Annotated in this window: 16 protein-coding genes; 5 read left to right on the plus strand and 11 right to left on the minus strand. The window is 61.5% G+C overall.

All coding sequences use genetic code 11. The features are described 5' to 3' along the window. Positions 1 to 67: 67 nt before the first annotated feature. The gene (locus J4E53_RS26080; RefSeq protein WP_057449793.1) at positions 68 to 541 is read left to right on the plus strand and encodes a cyclic nucleotide-binding domain-containing protein; all 474 of its coding nucleotides are present in this window, start codon (positions 68 to 70) and stop codon (positions 539 to 541) included. Between the two features lie 130 nt (positions 542 to 671). On the opposite strand, the gene J4E53_RS26085 is transcribed toward J4E53_RS26080, so the two are convergent. Next, positions 672 to 959, minus strand: coding sequence for a hypothetical protein (locus J4E53_RS26085; protein WP_046062927.1), 288 nt, complete (start codon positions 957 to 959; stop codon positions 672 to 674). Positions 960 to 1,031: 72 nt separating this feature from the next. Between J4E53_RS26085 and J4E53_RS26090 the strand changes: the two genes are divergently transcribed. Next, a complete protein-coding gene (locus J4E53_RS26090; protein WP_018607541.1) occupies positions 1,032 to 1,718 on the plus strand; it encodes a spermidine synthase in 687 nt (228 codons plus the stop codon). A gap of 49 nt (positions 1,719 to 1,767) precedes the next feature. Next, a complete protein-coding gene (locus J4E53_RS26095) occupies positions 1,768 to 2,142 on the plus strand; it encodes a YajD family HNH nuclease (protein WP_003184246.1) in 375 nt (124 codons plus the stop codon). A 100-nt stretch (positions 2,143 to 2,242) separates the two neighbouring features. Here J4E53_RS26095 and J4E53_RS26100 read toward each other — a convergent pair whose 3' ends face one another. Together J4E53_RS26100 and J4E53_RS26105 are read right to left on the minus strand one after the other, a co-directional pair. After that, positions 2,243 to 3,472, minus strand: coding sequence for a hypothetical protein (locus J4E53_RS26100; RefSeq protein WP_103310571.1), 1,230 nt, complete (start codon positions 3,470 to 3,472; stop codon positions 2,243 to 2,245). Positions 3,473 to 3,504: 32 nt separating this feature from the next. After that, positions 3,505 to 3,954: a YcgN family cysteine cluster protein gene (locus J4E53_RS26105; protein WP_060738739.1), complete on the minus strand. Its 450-nt coding sequence runs from the start codon at positions 3,952 to 3,954 to the stop codon at positions 3,505 to 3,507. Positions 3,955 to 4,113: 159 nt separating this feature from the next. On the opposite strand from J4E53_RS26105, the gene J4E53_RS26110 reads away from it, so the two are divergent. Then, positions 4,114 to 4,707 carry a nitroreductase family protein gene (locus tag J4E53_RS26110; RefSeq protein ID WP_103310569.1) on the plus strand — a complete coding sequence of 198 codons (594 nt, stop codon included), beginning with the start codon at positions 4,114 to 4,116 and terminating at the stop codon, positions 4,705 to 4,707. 152 nt (positions 4,708 to 4,859) lie between these two features. On the opposite strand, the gene J4E53_RS26115 is transcribed toward J4E53_RS26110, so the two are convergent. From J4E53_RS26115 to J4E53_RS26140, 6 genes are all read right to left on the minus strand, one after another. Then, a complete protein-coding gene (locus J4E53_RS26115; RefSeq protein ID WP_060738741.1) occupies positions 4,860 to 5,792 on the minus strand; it encodes a D-2-hydroxyacid dehydrogenase in 933 nt (310 codons plus the stop codon). A 124-nt stretch (positions 5,793 to 5,916) separates the two neighbouring features. Next, positions 5,917 to 6,210 (minus strand): YcgL domain-containing protein, encoded by a 294-nt coding sequence (locus J4E53_RS26120; RefSeq protein WP_053120094.1) that lies wholly within the window; start codon positions 6,208 to 6,210, stop codon positions 5,917 to 5,919. Further along, positions 6,207 to 7,340 carry a ribonuclease D gene (rnd, locus tag J4E53_RS26125; RefSeq protein WP_060738742.1) on the minus strand — a complete coding sequence of 378 codons (1,134 nt, stop codon included), beginning with the start codon at positions 7,338 to 7,340 and terminating at the stop codon, positions 6,207 to 6,209. Before rnd ends, J4E53_RS26120 begins: the two co-directional genes overlap by 4 nt. A gap of 121 nt (positions 7,341 to 7,461) precedes the next feature. Next, entirely contained in the window at positions 7,462 to 8,103 is a 642-nt protein-coding gene (locus tag J4E53_RS26130; protein WP_103310567.1) for a class I SAM-dependent methyltransferase, read from the minus strand. Between the two features lie 68 nt (positions 8,104 to 8,171). Further along, positions 8,172 to 9,821 (minus strand): phosphoethanolamine transferase, encoded by a 1,650-nt coding sequence (locus J4E53_RS26135; protein WP_060738744.1) that lies wholly within the window; start codon positions 9,819 to 9,821, stop codon positions 8,172 to 8,174. 164 nt (positions 9,822 to 9,985) lie between these two features. After that, positions 9,986 to 11,353, minus strand: coding sequence for a glutamine synthetase family protein (locus J4E53_RS26140; RefSeq protein ID WP_177431738.1), 1,368 nt, complete (start codon positions 11,351 to 11,353; stop codon positions 9,986 to 9,988). Positions 11,354 to 11,889: 536 nt separating this feature from the next. Here J4E53_RS26140 and J4E53_RS26145 point away from each other — a divergent pair. Then, positions 11,890 to 12,822, plus strand: a complete 933-nt coding sequence (locus tag J4E53_RS26145; protein ID WP_103310563.1) for a LysR family transcriptional regulator — start codon at positions 11,890 to 11,892, stop codon at positions 12,820 to 12,822. A 3-nt stretch (positions 12,823 to 12,825) separates the two neighbouring features. Here the strand turns inward: J4E53_RS26145 and J4E53_RS26150 are convergent, their stop codons facing one another. Beyond that, entirely contained in the window at positions 12,826 to 13,191 is a 366-nt protein-coding gene (locus J4E53_RS26150) for a 5-carboxymethyl-2-hydroxymuconate Delta-isomerase (protein ID WP_060738747.1), read from the minus strand. Between the two features lie 103 nt (positions 13,192 to 13,294). Further along, the gene (locus J4E53_RS26155) at positions 13,295 to 14,218 is read right to left on the minus strand and encodes a LysR family transcriptional regulator (protein ID WP_103310561.1); all 924 of its coding nucleotides are present in this window, start codon (positions 14,216 to 14,218) and stop codon (positions 13,295 to 13,297) included. Positions 14,219 to 14,297: the final 79 nt, after the last annotated feature.

Below are 14,297 nucleotides of genomic sequence, written 5' to 3' on the forward strand. Positions count from 1 at the left end.
CTCGCTCCCACAAGGGTTCCTCTTCAATCCAAACCCGTAGCAAACACAAGAAAAAGACCGTGACGACATGTCAGAACCGACCTTACTGAACAAAGAAATCCGCGACTGGCTGATGGACTGCGGCCTGTTCGACCAGTTGCTGCCCGTCGACTTCGCCGCGGCGTCGGGCTATTTCAGCATCAGCGCCATCGCCGAGGGCGAAGCGATTTTCCACGAGGGCGATGCCGGCAGCTTCATGTGCATCATCCACACCGGCCAGGTGGCCGTGCAGAAAACCGGTCCCGACGGCCAACCCGTGACCATCGCCACGCTGCGCAGCGGTCGGGCCTTCGGTGAAATGGCCGTGCTCGACGGCGAACGGCGCTCGGCCAGTTGCATCGCCGCCAGCGATTGCCAGTTGCTGAACCTGGGCAAGGACTCCCTGGAAAAAATGCTCAACGACGCCCCCAAGATCGCCGCCAAGATCATCCGCGCCCTCGCCGTCTCCCTGTCCAAGCGCCTGCGCATGGCCGACGGGCAGTTGTTGTCGCAGCAGGTCTGACAACAACACATAAACCCTGTGGGAGCGAGCTTGCTCGCGATAGCGGCGGATCAGCCAGCATTGAAGTCGACTGACACACCGCTATCGCGCGCAAGCTCGCTCCCACAGGTTATTGCGTCGTCTTGTCGATTTACCCCCCCGGCGACTTGGCCTTCACCGGCTTCGGCTCCATGCCCGGTATCGGCTGGTCCTTGGGCGGCTTGGGCATTTCAATGGGCGGCAGCAAGGGCGGCCCACCGCTTCCGGTGCCCGCCTTGGGCACACCGTTGGGCGTGACCGGCGGATACGGCATGGGGGTGGCGGTGCCCGGCGAGCCGGGGATGCTGGGCGGGTTGACCGGAATCGTCGGTTGTTGAGCCTGGGCGCAACTTATTGAGAGCGCCGCCAGGGCAATGGCCGTTAGAATGATGCACTTCATCAATGGCTCCGTGGCTATTGTCTGCTTTAAGGCTAGTCGTTACCGCGCGGTTTGCCCTCCTACGAGATTTCCATGAAACGTTTCGTTCTGCTCGACACCACACCCATCCCTGATAACGGCGGTGCCCTGTGCCTGTTCGAGTACGGCGAAGACTTCGTCATCAAGATCCAGGGCGGCGACGGCGGGCAGTTGATGAACACCCGCATGCACGGTTCCGAAGACGCCCTGGCAGAGATTCCTTGCCGCAAGGTCGCCGGTCGTCCTGGCTCGCGCGTGCTGATCGGCGGCCTCGGCATGGGCTTCACCCTCGCCTCGGCCCTCAAGCACCTGGGCAAGACCGCCGAAGTGGTGGTGGCCGAACTGGTGCCCGGTGTGGTGGAGTGGAACCGTGGCCCCTTGGGTGAAAAGGCCGGGCGACCGCTGGCAGACCCGCGCACGGTGATCCGCATGGAAGACGTGGCCAAGGTGCTGCAAGCCGAGCCCCAGGGGTTCGACGCGATCATGCTGGACGTCGACAATGGCCCGGAAGGCCTGACCCAGAAAGCCAACAGCTGGCTGTATTCGGCCGGTGGCCTGGCCGCCTGCGCCAAGGCCTTGCGGCCCAAGGGCGTATTGGCGGTGTGGTCGGCCAGCGCTGATCGGCAGTTTTCCGACAAGCTGAAGAAAGCCGGCTTCAAGGCCGAAGAAGTGCAAGTGTTCGCCCACGGCAACAAAGGCACCCGCCACACCATCTGGATTGCCGAGAAACTCAAGGGCTAAGCTAAACTGTGCCCAACCGTCATCAGTCTTTATTTACAAAGGTGAACCCATGAGTTCGTCAACGCCACCGTCCAACACCGCCAAGCTGGACCGCATCCTCGCCGATGCTCAGCGCGACCGGGAGATGGGCTACCGCGACAAAGCCCTGAAAATGTACCCCCATGTCTGTGGCCGCTGCGCCCGTGAGTTTTCCGGCAAGCGCCTGAGCGAACTGACCGTTCATCACCGCGACCACAACCACGACAACAACCCCCAGGACGGTTCCAACTGGGAACTGCTGTGCCTGTACTGCCACGACAACGAACACTCGCGTTACACCGACCAGCAATACTTCGGCGACGGCTCCCTGAGCACCCCGAAAATCGCCAAGGCGACCCACAACCCCTTCGCCGCGCTGGCCGGGTTGATGAAGAAAGACGAGTAATTACAGCCTGTCAGGCCGCCATCGCGAGCAAGCTCGCTCCCACAGGTTTTGTGAACGCCGAAAATCCAATGTGGGAGCGAGCTTGCTCGCGAAAGCGGTGTCACTGAAGTAACCGGGTATCCAGCACAGTAGAGGCCCCACCCAGAACGCTCTCACTGAGCTGCACAAACTCCTGGGTATCGACCGTTTCCAAGCGCATCGCCCCCTGCAACACATCATCCAGCGAACGCTTGTTGCGGGTTTTCAGGCGAATCTCGCGGTCCAGTTCCTGCAACAGCAGCACCGCCTTGGCCACCGTCGCCGGGCCGATCTGCTCGCCGCGCAAAGTGGTGACGCCCTTGCTCTCGCGGGCGAGCCGGTCGTTCAAGGTCTGGTAGCGCTCATCACTCAGGCCGCCGGCGCGGCGTAGCAGTTCAATGGCGTAGTACTCGGTCAGCCCCTCACTGATCCAGTCGCTACGATCCTGATCATTGACCCGGGCCAGCGCCTGCACCAGCTCCCGCAACAACGGGCTGCTGCCCCGCTCGCTGACCAGCGGCGGTCGACTGTGCAGGTAAATCGAGTCATGGCCGGCCTGGGCACCTCGCCACAGCGGATCGCCGGCACCGACGATCAGCAACTTGGCCGGATGACGCGGCACCAGCGCCTGTACCTGCGGCCAGACGAACGTCAGCAGCGTCAGCACATCCATCCGGCGCATGCCCTGGCCCTGGGGCGAGGCCACCGTCACTTCGGTTTCGCCCAGGCGTGTGCGGCGGCTGCCCAGTTTGCCGGCGAGCATCCAGCCGGTGGGGCGGTCGAACAGGCGCGAGGGGTTGTCGATGCGAAAACGTTGTTTGCCGATACGCGGCCAGGGGGTCTCGATGCTTTTCCAGCCGTCGGGCAATTCCACCTCAAGACGGGCCACCAGTTCGACGCCATCCTGCTGGTCGAGCTTGGCCGCCGGCACCAGATCATCGCCGCGCAGCAACGCCCACGTCGGGACCATGCGGGTTTCGAAGGTGGCGTTCTTGCGGGCATGGCTGATGCGCACACGGTAGCTCAGGCTGGCCTTGTCGGTGGCCGGACGCCAGACGCCACGCGCCGCTTTGCCGGGGGTGAGCAGCCATTGGCCGTCGGCCTTGAAATCGCTGTAGCGGCTGCCGTCGCCGAGGTCGAAATCCAGGCTGCGCACCGCCGAACCCCGGGCCAGGGTCAGGCGCACCTCGGCCTGATCGCTCTGTGGCAACAGGTGCACGTGATAATCCAGGTCGACTTTCTGCGCCGCCCACAGCGGCCCGCACACCGCCAGCAGCCCGGCTGCCAGCATCCGTTTCAATCCTGCAGCCATGGGTTCTCCCTGGTGGTGCGCCGCCCGGTGGTTCAGCCGGCGCGGAAAATCAGATGATCTTCCCAATCGTCTTCCGGCACGCTGCCTTCGGCCAGCATGCGCCCGGACTGGGAAATGCGTTCGTGGTGCACGGCCTCTCGATCACCGCAGACCAGGTGGTGCCACAACGGCAAGTCCTTGCCTTCGCTGACCAGCCGATAACCGCAGGTGGGCGGCAGCCATTTGAACTCATCGGCCTTGCCCGGTGTGAGCTGGATGCAATCGGGCACGAACTCACGGCGATTAGGGTAGTCGGTGCACTGGCAGGTTTTCAGGTCCAGCAGTTTGCAGGCGATGCGTGTGTAGTAGACGCTGTTGTCGTCTTCGTCTTCGAGCTTTTGCAGGCAGCACAGGCCACAGCCGTCGCACAGCGATTCCCACTCCTGTGTATCGAGCTGATCGAGGGTTTTGCGTATCCAGAACGGTTCGACTTTGGCGGCCATGGCTCAAGCATCAACATCAGGTAGTGAAAGGCCGACAGTCTAGTGCCGGGACCTCCTAAGGCCAAGCATTGGCGACTGTCGGTAGGCAGGGGCTTGTCAGGCCGGGCGCCGGGACGTAGGTTGCTGCATTGTCTTTCCAAACTCGAGCCAGGTGAGCCCATGAGCGCCAATTCCCGCATTGCCGATTACGCGATCCACCCTCAGTTCATCGAACGCTGGTCGCCCCGCGCGTTTACCGGTGAAAGCATTACCGAAGAAACCTTGCTGAGCTTCTTCGAAGCCGCTCGCTGGGCCCCTTCGGCCTACAACTCACAACCCTGGCGCTTCCTGTACGCACGGCGCGACACGCCGAATTGGCAGCGTTTCCTGGGTTTGCTCAACGAGTTCAACCGCGGCTGGGCCCAACACGCCTCGGCGCTGGTGATCGTCGTCTCGAAAACCACCTTCGCGGTGCCCGGTGCCACCGAGGAAACCCCGGCGCAGACCCACACCTTCGACACCGGCGCGGCGTGGGGCCACCTGGCGTTGCAAGCCAGCCTCAGCGGCTGGCACACCCATGGCATGGCCGGTTTCGACCAGGAACTGACCCGCAAGGAACTGAAGATCCCGGAAGGCTACGCCCTGCACGCCGCCGTGGCGATTGGCAAGCTGGGGGACAAGTCGACCCTGGCCGAATACCTCCAGGCCCGCGAAGTCCCAAGCCCGCGCCGGCCATTGAGCGAACTGGTGGCCGAAGGCGACTTCACCCTGTAACCCTATGACGATCAACTGTGGGAGCGAGCTTGCTCGCGATAGCGTCAGGTCAGCCACTTTGATGTTGACTGACACTCCGCTATCGCGAGCAAGCTCGCTCCCACATTTTGATCTGTGGCGAACACATTTTTTGTGACCACTGAAAATGGACTTCAGTAACCCCGGCTGAAATCCACTTCCCCGCGCAGCGCTTCGCCCGCCTGATAGGCCCGCAGGTTTTCCAGGAACAACTGCACCATCATCGGCGGCGAGGTCGGTGCCGAGCTGTGGCCGGTCAGCAGCAGCCCCCAGGCAGTCCAGAACGGATGGCGTTGTGGCAATGGCTCCTGGCGGCAAACGTCGATCACCGCACCGGCCAGGTGCCCGTCCTTCAGGGCTTGCACCAGGTCCGCATCCACCACCGCCACGCCGCGGCCGACGTTGATGAACAACCCGCTCGGCTTGAATTGCTTGAACAGCGCCGCGTCGTAGATGTCATGGGTATCCGGCGTATTGGGCAGCAAATTGATCACGTAATCCATGTCGCCCACCAGACGAGGCAAGTCCTTCAACGCCCCGACTTCGATAAACGGTGCCAACGTCCTGGCTTCGCTGGCGATGCCATACAACTGCACCCCGAACGGCATCAGGAACTGCGCCACACGCTGGCCGATGTCTCCCGTCCCGACGATCAACACCTTGCGTCCGGCCAGGCCTTGACCCTGGCGGTTGTCCCACTTGCGCTCGACCTGACTGACCAAACGGGCCAGCACCTCGCGCTCATGGCCGAGCATGTAGGTGAGCACGTACTCGGCCATCACCTGGCCAAAAATGCCCACCGCACGGGTCAGGCGGTAATCGCGGCTCAAGCCATCGGCCAGCAACGGCGTGATACCCGCCCAGGTCGATTGCAGCCAACGGGGCTGGTGGCCTTGACGCAACAGGGTGGCCAGCAGATCAGGCTGGCCGAGCCAGACCGGGCAATCGGTGGCCAGTCGCGACAGTTCGGCGGAATCGCCGCTGGTCAGGACTTCAATATCGGGTGCAGCCTGACGCAGAAGCTGGGCATACACCGCGTGATCGTGTTCGGCAATCAGAACGCGCATGAATCAAACCTTTCAAAAACAATGCAGACGAGCGCCGACAGAGTGTCGCTCCATCCCTGCGATCGTCGTCAATAAACCATTCCAGTGTTGCAAAAGGCACCCAGGACAGGCGCCCCCACTACCGTCAGACCGGGTCGTTGCGGCGCAGCAACTCTTCGGGCAAATGCTCGATGTACTCGTCTTCGGCCGGCGGCATCTGCAAGTGATAGCCCTGGGTGTCGAGGTTTTCCAGCACCTTGTTGATGTCTTCCCGGGACAGCTCCCGCTCGGGGCTCAGCACCAGGTCGAAGGCATGGATCGCCTTGCCAAAGGCGGCCATCAGGGGCTCGGGCACACGCTTCAAGGCATCGCTCTTGAGCACATACAGGTACATCTCGTTTTTCTTCGAGCTGCGGTAGATGGAGCAGATACGTTTCAAGGCTGTTCTCCGGCAGTGGCCAGGCTGTCGAGCAGCGCCTGGCCCATCAATTCGCGGCGCCAGCCACGCAGCGAATCGGGCAATTGGTAAGGGCCCTCGGGGAAGCCGCTCTTGATCAGCGCTTCGAGGGTTTTCTTGCGCAGCATCAGCTCCGGGGCAATCTCCAGGCGCTCGGCTTCAGCCTGTCCCAACGCCCGCAGGCGCTTGACCAGGGCGGACGCCTCGATGGGCAACGGCTCGGCCACGGCCGGCGGCCATTGCTCGGGCGGAATGCTGGCGGCGCGCTGGATCAAGTCCAGCAGAAACTGGCCGTCCTGGCGCACGGTACGCGGGTGCATGTCTTCGATCTTCGCCAGTGCGCCGAGGTTATCCGGCTGGGTGCGGGCCAGGGGCCACAGCGAATGCTCGCGAATGATGCGGTTACGCGGCAGGTCACGGGCCCGCGCCTCGCGCTCGCGCCAGGCGCACAACTCGCGCAGCACGGCTAATTGAGCCCGGGACAGCTTCCAGGCCAGCTTGGCCTCGCGGTAGACCTCGTACGGGTCGACTTCGCGACGCAGGTTGGCCACCAGTTCGGCGCCGTCCTCCAGGACCCAGCGGTATTTTTCGTCGGAAAGCTTCGGGCGCAGTTGTACGAAAACCTCTGCCAGATGCACGGCATCCTCTGCCGCATAGCTGATCTGTGTCTCGGACAGGGGCCGTTGCAACCAGTCGGAACGGGTCTCGCCCTTGGGCAACTCGATGCCCAGCACTTCCTGCACCAGCCGCGAATAGCCCATGGAGAAACCCAGGTTCAGGTAGGCGGCGGCCAGTTGAGTATCGAACAGCGGCGCGGGCAGGCTGCCAGTGAGGCGCAGCAGCACTTCAAGGTCTTCGCTACAGGCGTGCAGCACCTTGAGCACCGCCGGGTTTTCCAGCAGGGCGGCCAGGGGCTGCCAATTGTCGATGGTCAAGGGGTCGATCAGGTAGGCACGCTTGCCGTCGCCGATCTGCAGCAAACCGGCAATGGGATAAAAGGTGTCGACCCGCATGAATTCGGTATCGAGGGCGACGAATGGCAACTGCTGCCACTCGGCGCAAAACTGACCGAGGCTATCGTTGTCGCGAATCCAGTGAATATCGATGGCCACACGGCTCTCCCTTGAAGAATGGCGCGCAGTATATATCGCCGCTGGCGATTGCGAGCATCCATAGAGCAGCCGCCTGAGAGAAATCGCCTGCGAAAAAGCAAGAATAGTCCTACATCAAGAGTTAACCGGTCTTACGCAACACATAAACACGCGTCAGGGCAAAACCGGGCAGGAAATCCTGGTACCAAAGCACGCTGAAACCGGCCTGGCGGAACTCGGCTTCGATATCAGCCTTGTCGGCCAGGCTCCGTCGCGGGGCCTGGCCGATCTTGAGGCGTCCTTCGATTTGCACCGAAACGATCACCGTGTCGCGACTGACCCGATGAAACTCGCGCAACAGCGCCAGGCGATGCTCGCTGGCACTGACGTGGCGAAACAGTTGCAGACAGAGAATACAATCCACCGCGTTGGCCGACAGACCGAGGGTGAACGCCGAACTCGGAAAGGTCTTGACCCGCTGGAGCAATGCGCCGCCATGGTGGGTGAGCGCATGTTCGAGCATGTCCGGCGACGGGTCCGCCGCCAGGATCACCCGGTTGGCATGCTCGGCCAGTACTGGCCAGAACCGCCCCGCCCCACAGGCCACATCCAGCACCAGCCCCGGCTCGCCCGCCACCTTCAGGGCATTGCGCACCATGTGCTCGTCACGCCAGAACGCCAGGCGCAAACGCCGAGGCGCCGGCTGGCAGCACACTTGTGCGTGTTCCCGGTCGTGTTGCCTGGCGAACTCAAGCTCGACGGTGGAAGGGGGCTGCCCGGACATACAAACGGCTCTTGGGGAATGAATGGGAACAGGTTAAACAACCCGGCGTGAAAAAAAGGTGGAAGCGATCATTCCCGGGCGAGCACGCCGTCGATGACCGCACCGCGGCAGTTGGCGAACAGGTCCAGGTCCCGGTTGTAGACCTGGCTGTTGACTTCCAGCAGCCCGAGCATCGAGTGGAACAGGTTGTCCTGGCTCAAGGGCTTTTCCCGGCTCAGTTGCAGGCAATGGGTGTCGACCGAAAAAGACTTCTGGTAGCTGTCGGAGAACCAGGCCAGCATCGCCACGTGTTTCTGTTGCTCCGGGGCGAGCATGTAGGGCGTGCCATGGAGAAACAGGTTGTATTCGCCCAGGGACTCGCCATGGTCCGACAGGTACAGCATGGCCGTATCGACCTTGTCCTGGTTGGCCCGCAACAGGTCGATCAGGGTCGACAGCACGTGATCGGTGTACACCAGCGTGTTGTCGTAGCCATTGACGATGCTCTCGCGGCTGCAATTGTTCAGCGCGTTGCTTTCGCACACCGGGGTGAAATGCTCGTACTCCTTGGGATAGCGCTTGAAGTACTCCGGCCCGTGGCTGCCCATCTGGTGCAGCACCAGTACCGTGTCCTTGTCGAGCGTATCGATGAAGTGCTGCAGGCCCTGGAGCAGGATCTCGTCGCGGCATTCACTGTTGGCGCACAAGGCCGGGTCCTTGAGATTGCTGACATCCTGCAGCGTGACCCGATCGCAGGTGCCCTTGCAGCCGGACTGGTTGTCTCGCCAGATCACCTCCAGCCCGGCGCGCTTGAGCACGTCCAGCAAGCCCTCTTCATTCCTGGCCTTGCTGGCGTCGTAGTTCTTGCGTCCCATGTTGGAAAACATGCAGGGCACCGACACGGCGGTTTCGGTGCCGCAGGAATGCACGTCGGTGAAGGCGATCAGGCCGGCCTCCTTGTCCAGTGTCGGCGTGGTGTCGCGGTTATAGCCGAGGATGCCGAAGTTCTCGGCCCGGGCACTTTCGCCCACCACCAGGACAGTCAGGGATTTGCGACCGTGGGTTTGCCAGGCCGGGTTGCGGCTCGCGTCTTCGCCCACGGTGATGAACGGCTGCTTGGCCGACGCGACCTGCTCACGCAAGTACCCGAATGAAGCACCGATGTAGTTGCTCGGCACGACCATCAACCGCAATTCGTGGTGGTTACGAAACAATGAAGACAGGCCTTGGTAGTTGGCCAGGGCGACCAGGCCGATCACGGCGGCCGAAGCCACGCCGACCAGCAACTTACTTAATAATTCCTTGGGCCAACGACGGTAGTTGATTGGGGTTTTGAACAACAACCAGCATGGCAAGACACCCAACAAACAGATATAGACAAACAACTTCAGCGACAACAGGTCACGGACTTCCGTGGCATTGGTTTCAGCGAAGTTGCGCAACATGCCGGCGTCGATCAGTACACCGTATTGGGCCATGAAATATGCCACGCCAGCGCTGATCAGGAACAGCAGCATCAGTACGGGCTTGAGCAGCGGACGGAAGGCCACGAGCGTCAACACCAGGTTGAACGCACAGAAAATCATCAGGCCAAACGCCGCGCACATCAGCAGGCCCCGAGCGTCAGCCGTGGTGATCGCCAGCAAGTGTTGCCAGAGCACGATGTTGAAGCCCACTAACAAAAAGGCACTGGCGGCCAGCGTCACCCACTCGGGGCGCACGGCTTTAATAGTCAGCATGATGGTTGACGGTTTCCTGAAGTTGCTCTTTTAAAAAGAAGTGCCGCAGTAAACATGAAAAAATCGTTTCCTACGGCAACACAAACTTTAGGTAGCCCACCATCAATTTTTCGTGAAAAAGTTGCTATTAAATAATTATTTAAGGATCCCGCCAGGCACCTGTTTCAGGCCTGATGCAGATACCAGCGCCAATCCTGCTCGCCGACTTCCCCCATGAACTGACGGTATTCGGCGCGCTTGACCGCCAGATAAACATCCAGGAACGCCTCGCCAAACGCCTGCCGCGCCCAGGCCGAAGCCTCGAGAGCACGCAGGGTGGTGAGCCAGTCGGTGGGCAGCGGTTCGATCACCTGGGCATAGCCGTTGCCTTCCACAGGTTTCCCGGGATCGCACTGTTCACGTATGCCGTGATGAATGCCGCCCAATATCGCCGCCGCAGCCAGGTAAGGGTTGGCATCGGCGCCGCAGATACGATGCTCGATGTGCCGCGAGAATGCCGGGCCACCCGGCACCCTCAGGCTCACGGTGCGGTTGTCCACGCCCCAGGTCGCCGCCAGCGGCGCGTAGCTGTTGCTTTGGAATCGCCGGTAGGAGTTGGCGTTCGGGCAAAACATCAGCAGCGAATCGAGCAGGGTGTCGAGCATCCCGCCCACTGCATGGCGCAGCAACGGCGTGCCGTCGCCGGCTTCACTGGCAAATAGGTTGTGGCCATCACGGTCCGCCAGACTGACATGCATGTGCATGCCGGAGCCCGCCAAGTGATCGAATGGCTTGGCCATGAAACACGCCTGCATGCCGTGCTTGTGGGCCACGCCCTTGACCAGTCGTTTGTAGCGCACCGCTTCATCCATGGCTTGCAAGGCATCGCTGCGATGTTCGAGGGTGATCTCCACTTGCCCGGGTGCGTATTCGGAAATGGCGGTCCGGGCCGGGATGCCTTGCAGTTTGCATGCGGCGTACAGGTCGGCCAGGAACGGCTCGATCTGCTCCAGCTCGCGCAAACCATAAACCTGGGTGGCATGCGGTCGTCCACCGTCGGCGTCCCGTGCTGGCTGCGGCCGGCCTTGGTTGTCGCGGTGCGCATCCAGCAGATAGAACTCCAGTTCCGCCGCCATCACCGGGTAATAACCGTCGGCCTGCAGGGCCTCGATCACCTGGCTGAGCAAATAACGCGGATCGGCGATGGTCGCCGGTCCACCTTCCTGGGGATGCATGCTGACCTGCACCGCGGCCGTGGGAATCAACCGCCACGGCATGCGTTGCAAGCTGCCACTGATGGGATAGGCGCGGCAATCGATGTCACCGACGTCCCACACCAGCCCGGAGTTCTCCACATCGTCGCCATTGATGGTCAGCCCGAGAATCGTACTGGGCAGTGGCCGGCCACTTTCGTAGACCGCCAGCAACTCGTCCCGATGCAACAACTTGCCCCGAGGCACGCCGTTGTTATCGAGAATGAACAACTCGAACAGCTCGATATCGGGGTTCTGCGCGAGGAACGCCAGGGCGTCTTGCACGGGTGCAAAAGAAATTTTCGCAAGGCTCATGGGAAGGCTCGTATTTCCATGTCGGACGGGCGACAAAGCGCCGTCAATGCGCGCTCGCCGTTGTGCGAGCACGATGAGTGATCAACAGGAAACACGAGTATCTGGAGGGCGCGCATGCCGGCAATGCCAGAGCGCCCAAAAGGCCAGCTCGGAAGGCAACGCACAAAGGGCTGGGGCCATGGCAGGCGTGAACCGGCCGACCGGATCGACTGCGGCGTATGAAGGGTATTGGAATGCCAGGGGCGAACCGTCCATGAGCGCATCACAGGAAACACATCGGGCAAGCGTCCCACGACCCCCTGGACGGTTAAACCTGGATTTGCTGGAGCTTGGATCGGCGCAAACTAAACATAGGCAAACGAATCGGTCGTTGATCGACACGTCGTGTTCCCTACATTATCTGTCCCGTTCCCGACCATGAAAGCGCCTGCCCGGCATTCTCTTGGCACCATCGTTCCGTTAGGATCGTCAGCCTGGTTTGCGCAAGATCCGCGCAAGGAGCACAGCGAGAGACAGAACGGATGCTGAACAGTAACTCCCTCAGAAAGCTCGACATGCAGGACCTCATGGTGTTTAGCGCCGTGTACGAGCAAAGCAGTGTCACCGGCGTGTCCGAGGCATTGTGCGTCAGCCAGTCAACCGTCAGTTATTGCCTCAAGAAACTGCGAACCTGTTTCGAAGACGAACTGTTTATCAACACCCGCACTGGCATGCGCCCCACCTACAAGGCCGAGGGCATGTACGATCATGTGCGCGGCATTTTGCAAAGCATCAATCTGTGCCATGCCGGCAGGCCAACCTTTGATCCGGCCCGGCAAGCCATTACCTTCAATATCTGCGCACCGGAATATTTCGAACACCTGATCCTGCCGCAACTGCTGCAAGGCTTCGATTACGCCAATCTGCCGGTGGTGGTGAACGTGCACAAGCTCGAAGCCGACATTCCCGCCGAAGAGCTACGGGACGGCAGCCTGGACCTGGTGATCTGCTTCGGCCCGAACTTCCACAGCAACCATACCGATTTCAAATCCCGGCAGCTGTTGCAGGAAGACCTGGTCTGCGTCGTGGATAAACGGGCGACGCCGCTTGAGACGCAACTGAGCCTTCAATCGTTCGTACAGCGCCGACACGTGTTTCCGACACCCTGGACGTCAGCGACCAACATGGTGGATGGCTGGCTGTCGCAGCAGGCGCATCACCGGCAAATCGCCGCTCGCGCCAACAGCTACAGTGCCGCACTGAAGATGATCACCGGCACCGACTTCATCCTGACCCTGCCCCGCCGCATCCAGAAACTGCTGGCCAACGAGGCGATTTTCAATCACCACGAAGCGCCCAGGGGGCTGCCAGGGTTTACCTTGAACATGCAGTGGAGCCTGGCCCTCGATCAGGACAGTGCCAACGCCTGGCTACGCGAACAGATCATCAAGGCCTGCGCCCCACGCGACACCTGATCGTCATTGACCGATCAAGGCCTTGGCATACGGCTCCCGATCGATGTCGAGGATTTCCACGCACAGTTGCACGCTGACTTCGGCCGGCCATGGCCCCAGGTCCTGGATCACCGCCAGCAGGCTATCGGCCAATTGCTTCTTGATTTCCGGCGAGCGTCCGCTGAGCAAGGCCAGCTTCACGTGCACGAAACCCCGCTCGCCTATTCCTGTGCCCACTCGAAAAGTCTCGAGCTTGACGGCCCGGCTCTTGATGTCGTGCTCGGCGGAAAATTGACCGGAGGCCACCAGTGCATTGTTCAGGCGCAGCAGTGCGACCTCGGCCTTCAGCTCGGGCAGGTTGGCGGTGTACTCCATGTGCAGGTGAGGCATGTGTTCGACTCCGATTCGAAAATATGACGAGGGGGTTTCAGTCGTCACAACCTTACCTCGACTTTATGCGTTCAGGCAGGTTTTGTTTCGCCCCAGGCCGGTGTCAGGGCTCTGCCAGGGGCACGCGTTCGCCCATGAAGGCCTCCAACCGCGATCGCAACCAGCGCTCGGCCGGGTCACTGTCGACATGGCTCAGCCAGACCATGGACAAATCCAGGGTCGGGGTCTTGAAGGGAAAGGGCTCGTTGAACAGTTGCCCCGAGGCGGCCATGGCAGCGGCGGTATAGTCCGGCAGGCTGGCGATCAAGTCGGTGCCAGCCAGCAACGCCGGCAATGCGCTGTATTGCGGCACCGACAGCACGACCTGGCGCGTGCGCCCGATCTCGGCCAGCCATTCATCAGCGAACCCGGCGACGTTGGCGGTATGGGACACCAGCACATGAGGTCGCGAGCAGTACTCGTCCAGGGTCAGCGGCGTGTCCGATGCATCGGCACGCAATACGCGCGGTTGAATGTGTCGCAACAGTTTGCGCTTGGCGTTGGCCGGCAGGCCGCGCGTCTGGCTGATGCCCACGGTGATGTCGCCTGACGCCAGCAAATCGGGGATGCGCCAGTAATCGACATGCTGGACCACGAACACGATTTGCGGCGCCTCTTGCCGCAGGCTGCTCAACAGCGGCGGCAACAGGCCGAACTCGACGTCGTCCGACAGGCCGATGCGAAACGTCATGGTGCTGTTGGCGGGATCGAAATCGTGGGTCAGGCTCAAAGCCACCGACAGCGAATCGAGCGCCGGCGAGAGATGCTGGATGATCTCCTCGGCCCGGGCCGTCGGCTCCATGCGGTGGCCGACGCGAATGAACAGCGGGTCGTTGAACATCTTGCGCAAGCGATTGAGGGCCGAGCTGATGGTCGGCTGGCCCAGGAACAATTTTTCCGCCACCCGCGTCACGTTGCGTTCAAGCATCAACGTTTCGAAAACCACCATCAGGTTGATGTCGGCCTTGCGCAATTCGTTGCGGTTCATCCCCTGCCCCCCGATTCCTTGACTGGATGCAGTGTAGAAACGCCGGGGGCTGCACGTCTATGCGCAAAAAGGCGAAGCG

Origin of the sequence: Pseudomonas sp. FW305-28, assembly GCF_017351395.1 — a bacterium.
Taxonomy (GTDB): Bacteria; Pseudomonadota; Gammaproteobacteria; order Pseudomonadales; family Pseudomonadaceae; genus Aquipseudomonas; species Aquipseudomonas fluorescens_AA.

Coding starts and splice junctions, on each gene's coding strand:
- J4E53_RS26110 (WP_103310569.1), top strand. CDS start 4,114: ATGAGCGCCAATTCCCGCATTGCCGATTACGCGATCCACCCTCAGTTC.
- J4E53_RS26135 (WP_060738744.1), bottom strand. CDS start 9,821: ATGCTGACTATTAAAGCCGTGCGCCCCGAGTGGGTGACGCTGGCCGCC.
- J4E53_RS26080 (WP_057449793.1), top strand. CDS start 68: ATGTCAGAACCGACCTTACTGAACAAAGAAATCCGCGACTGGCTGATG.
- J4E53_RS26130 (WP_103310567.1), bottom strand. CDS start 8,103: ATGTCCGGGCAGCCCCCTTCCACCGTCGAGCTTGAGTTCGCCAGGCAA.
- J4E53_RS26145 (WP_103310563.1), top strand. CDS start 11,890: ATGCTGAACAGTAACTCCCTCAGAAAGCTCGACATGCAGGACCTCATG.
- J4E53_RS26085 (WP_046062927.1), bottom strand. CDS start 959: ATGAAGTGCATCATTCTAACGGCCATTGCCCTGGCGGCGCTCTCAATA.
- J4E53_RS26155 (WP_103310561.1), bottom strand. CDS start 14,218: ATGAACCGCAACGAATTGCGCAAGGCCGACATCAACCTGATGGTGGTT.
- J4E53_RS26090 (WP_018607541.1), top strand. CDS start 1,032: ATGAAACGTTTCGTTCTGCTCGACACCACACCCATCCCTGATAACGGC.
- J4E53_RS26115 (WP_060738741.1), bottom strand. CDS start 5,792: ATGCGCGTTCTGATTGCCGAACACGATCACGCGGTGTATGCCCAGCTT.
- J4E53_RS26095 (WP_003184246.1), top strand. CDS start 1,768: ATGAGTTCGTCAACGCCACCGTCCAACACCGCCAAGCTGGACCGCATC.
- J4E53_RS26150 (WP_060738747.1), bottom strand. CDS start 13,191: ATGCCTCACCTGCACATGGAGTACACCGCCAACCTGCCCGAGCTGAAG.
- J4E53_RS26100 (WP_103310571.1), bottom strand. CDS start 3,472: ATGGCTGCAGGATTGAAACGGATGCTGGCAGCCGGGCTGCTGGCGGTG.
- J4E53_RS26105 (WP_060738739.1), bottom strand. CDS start 3,954: ATGGCCGCCAAAGTCGAACCGTTCTGGATACGCAAAACCCTCGATCAG.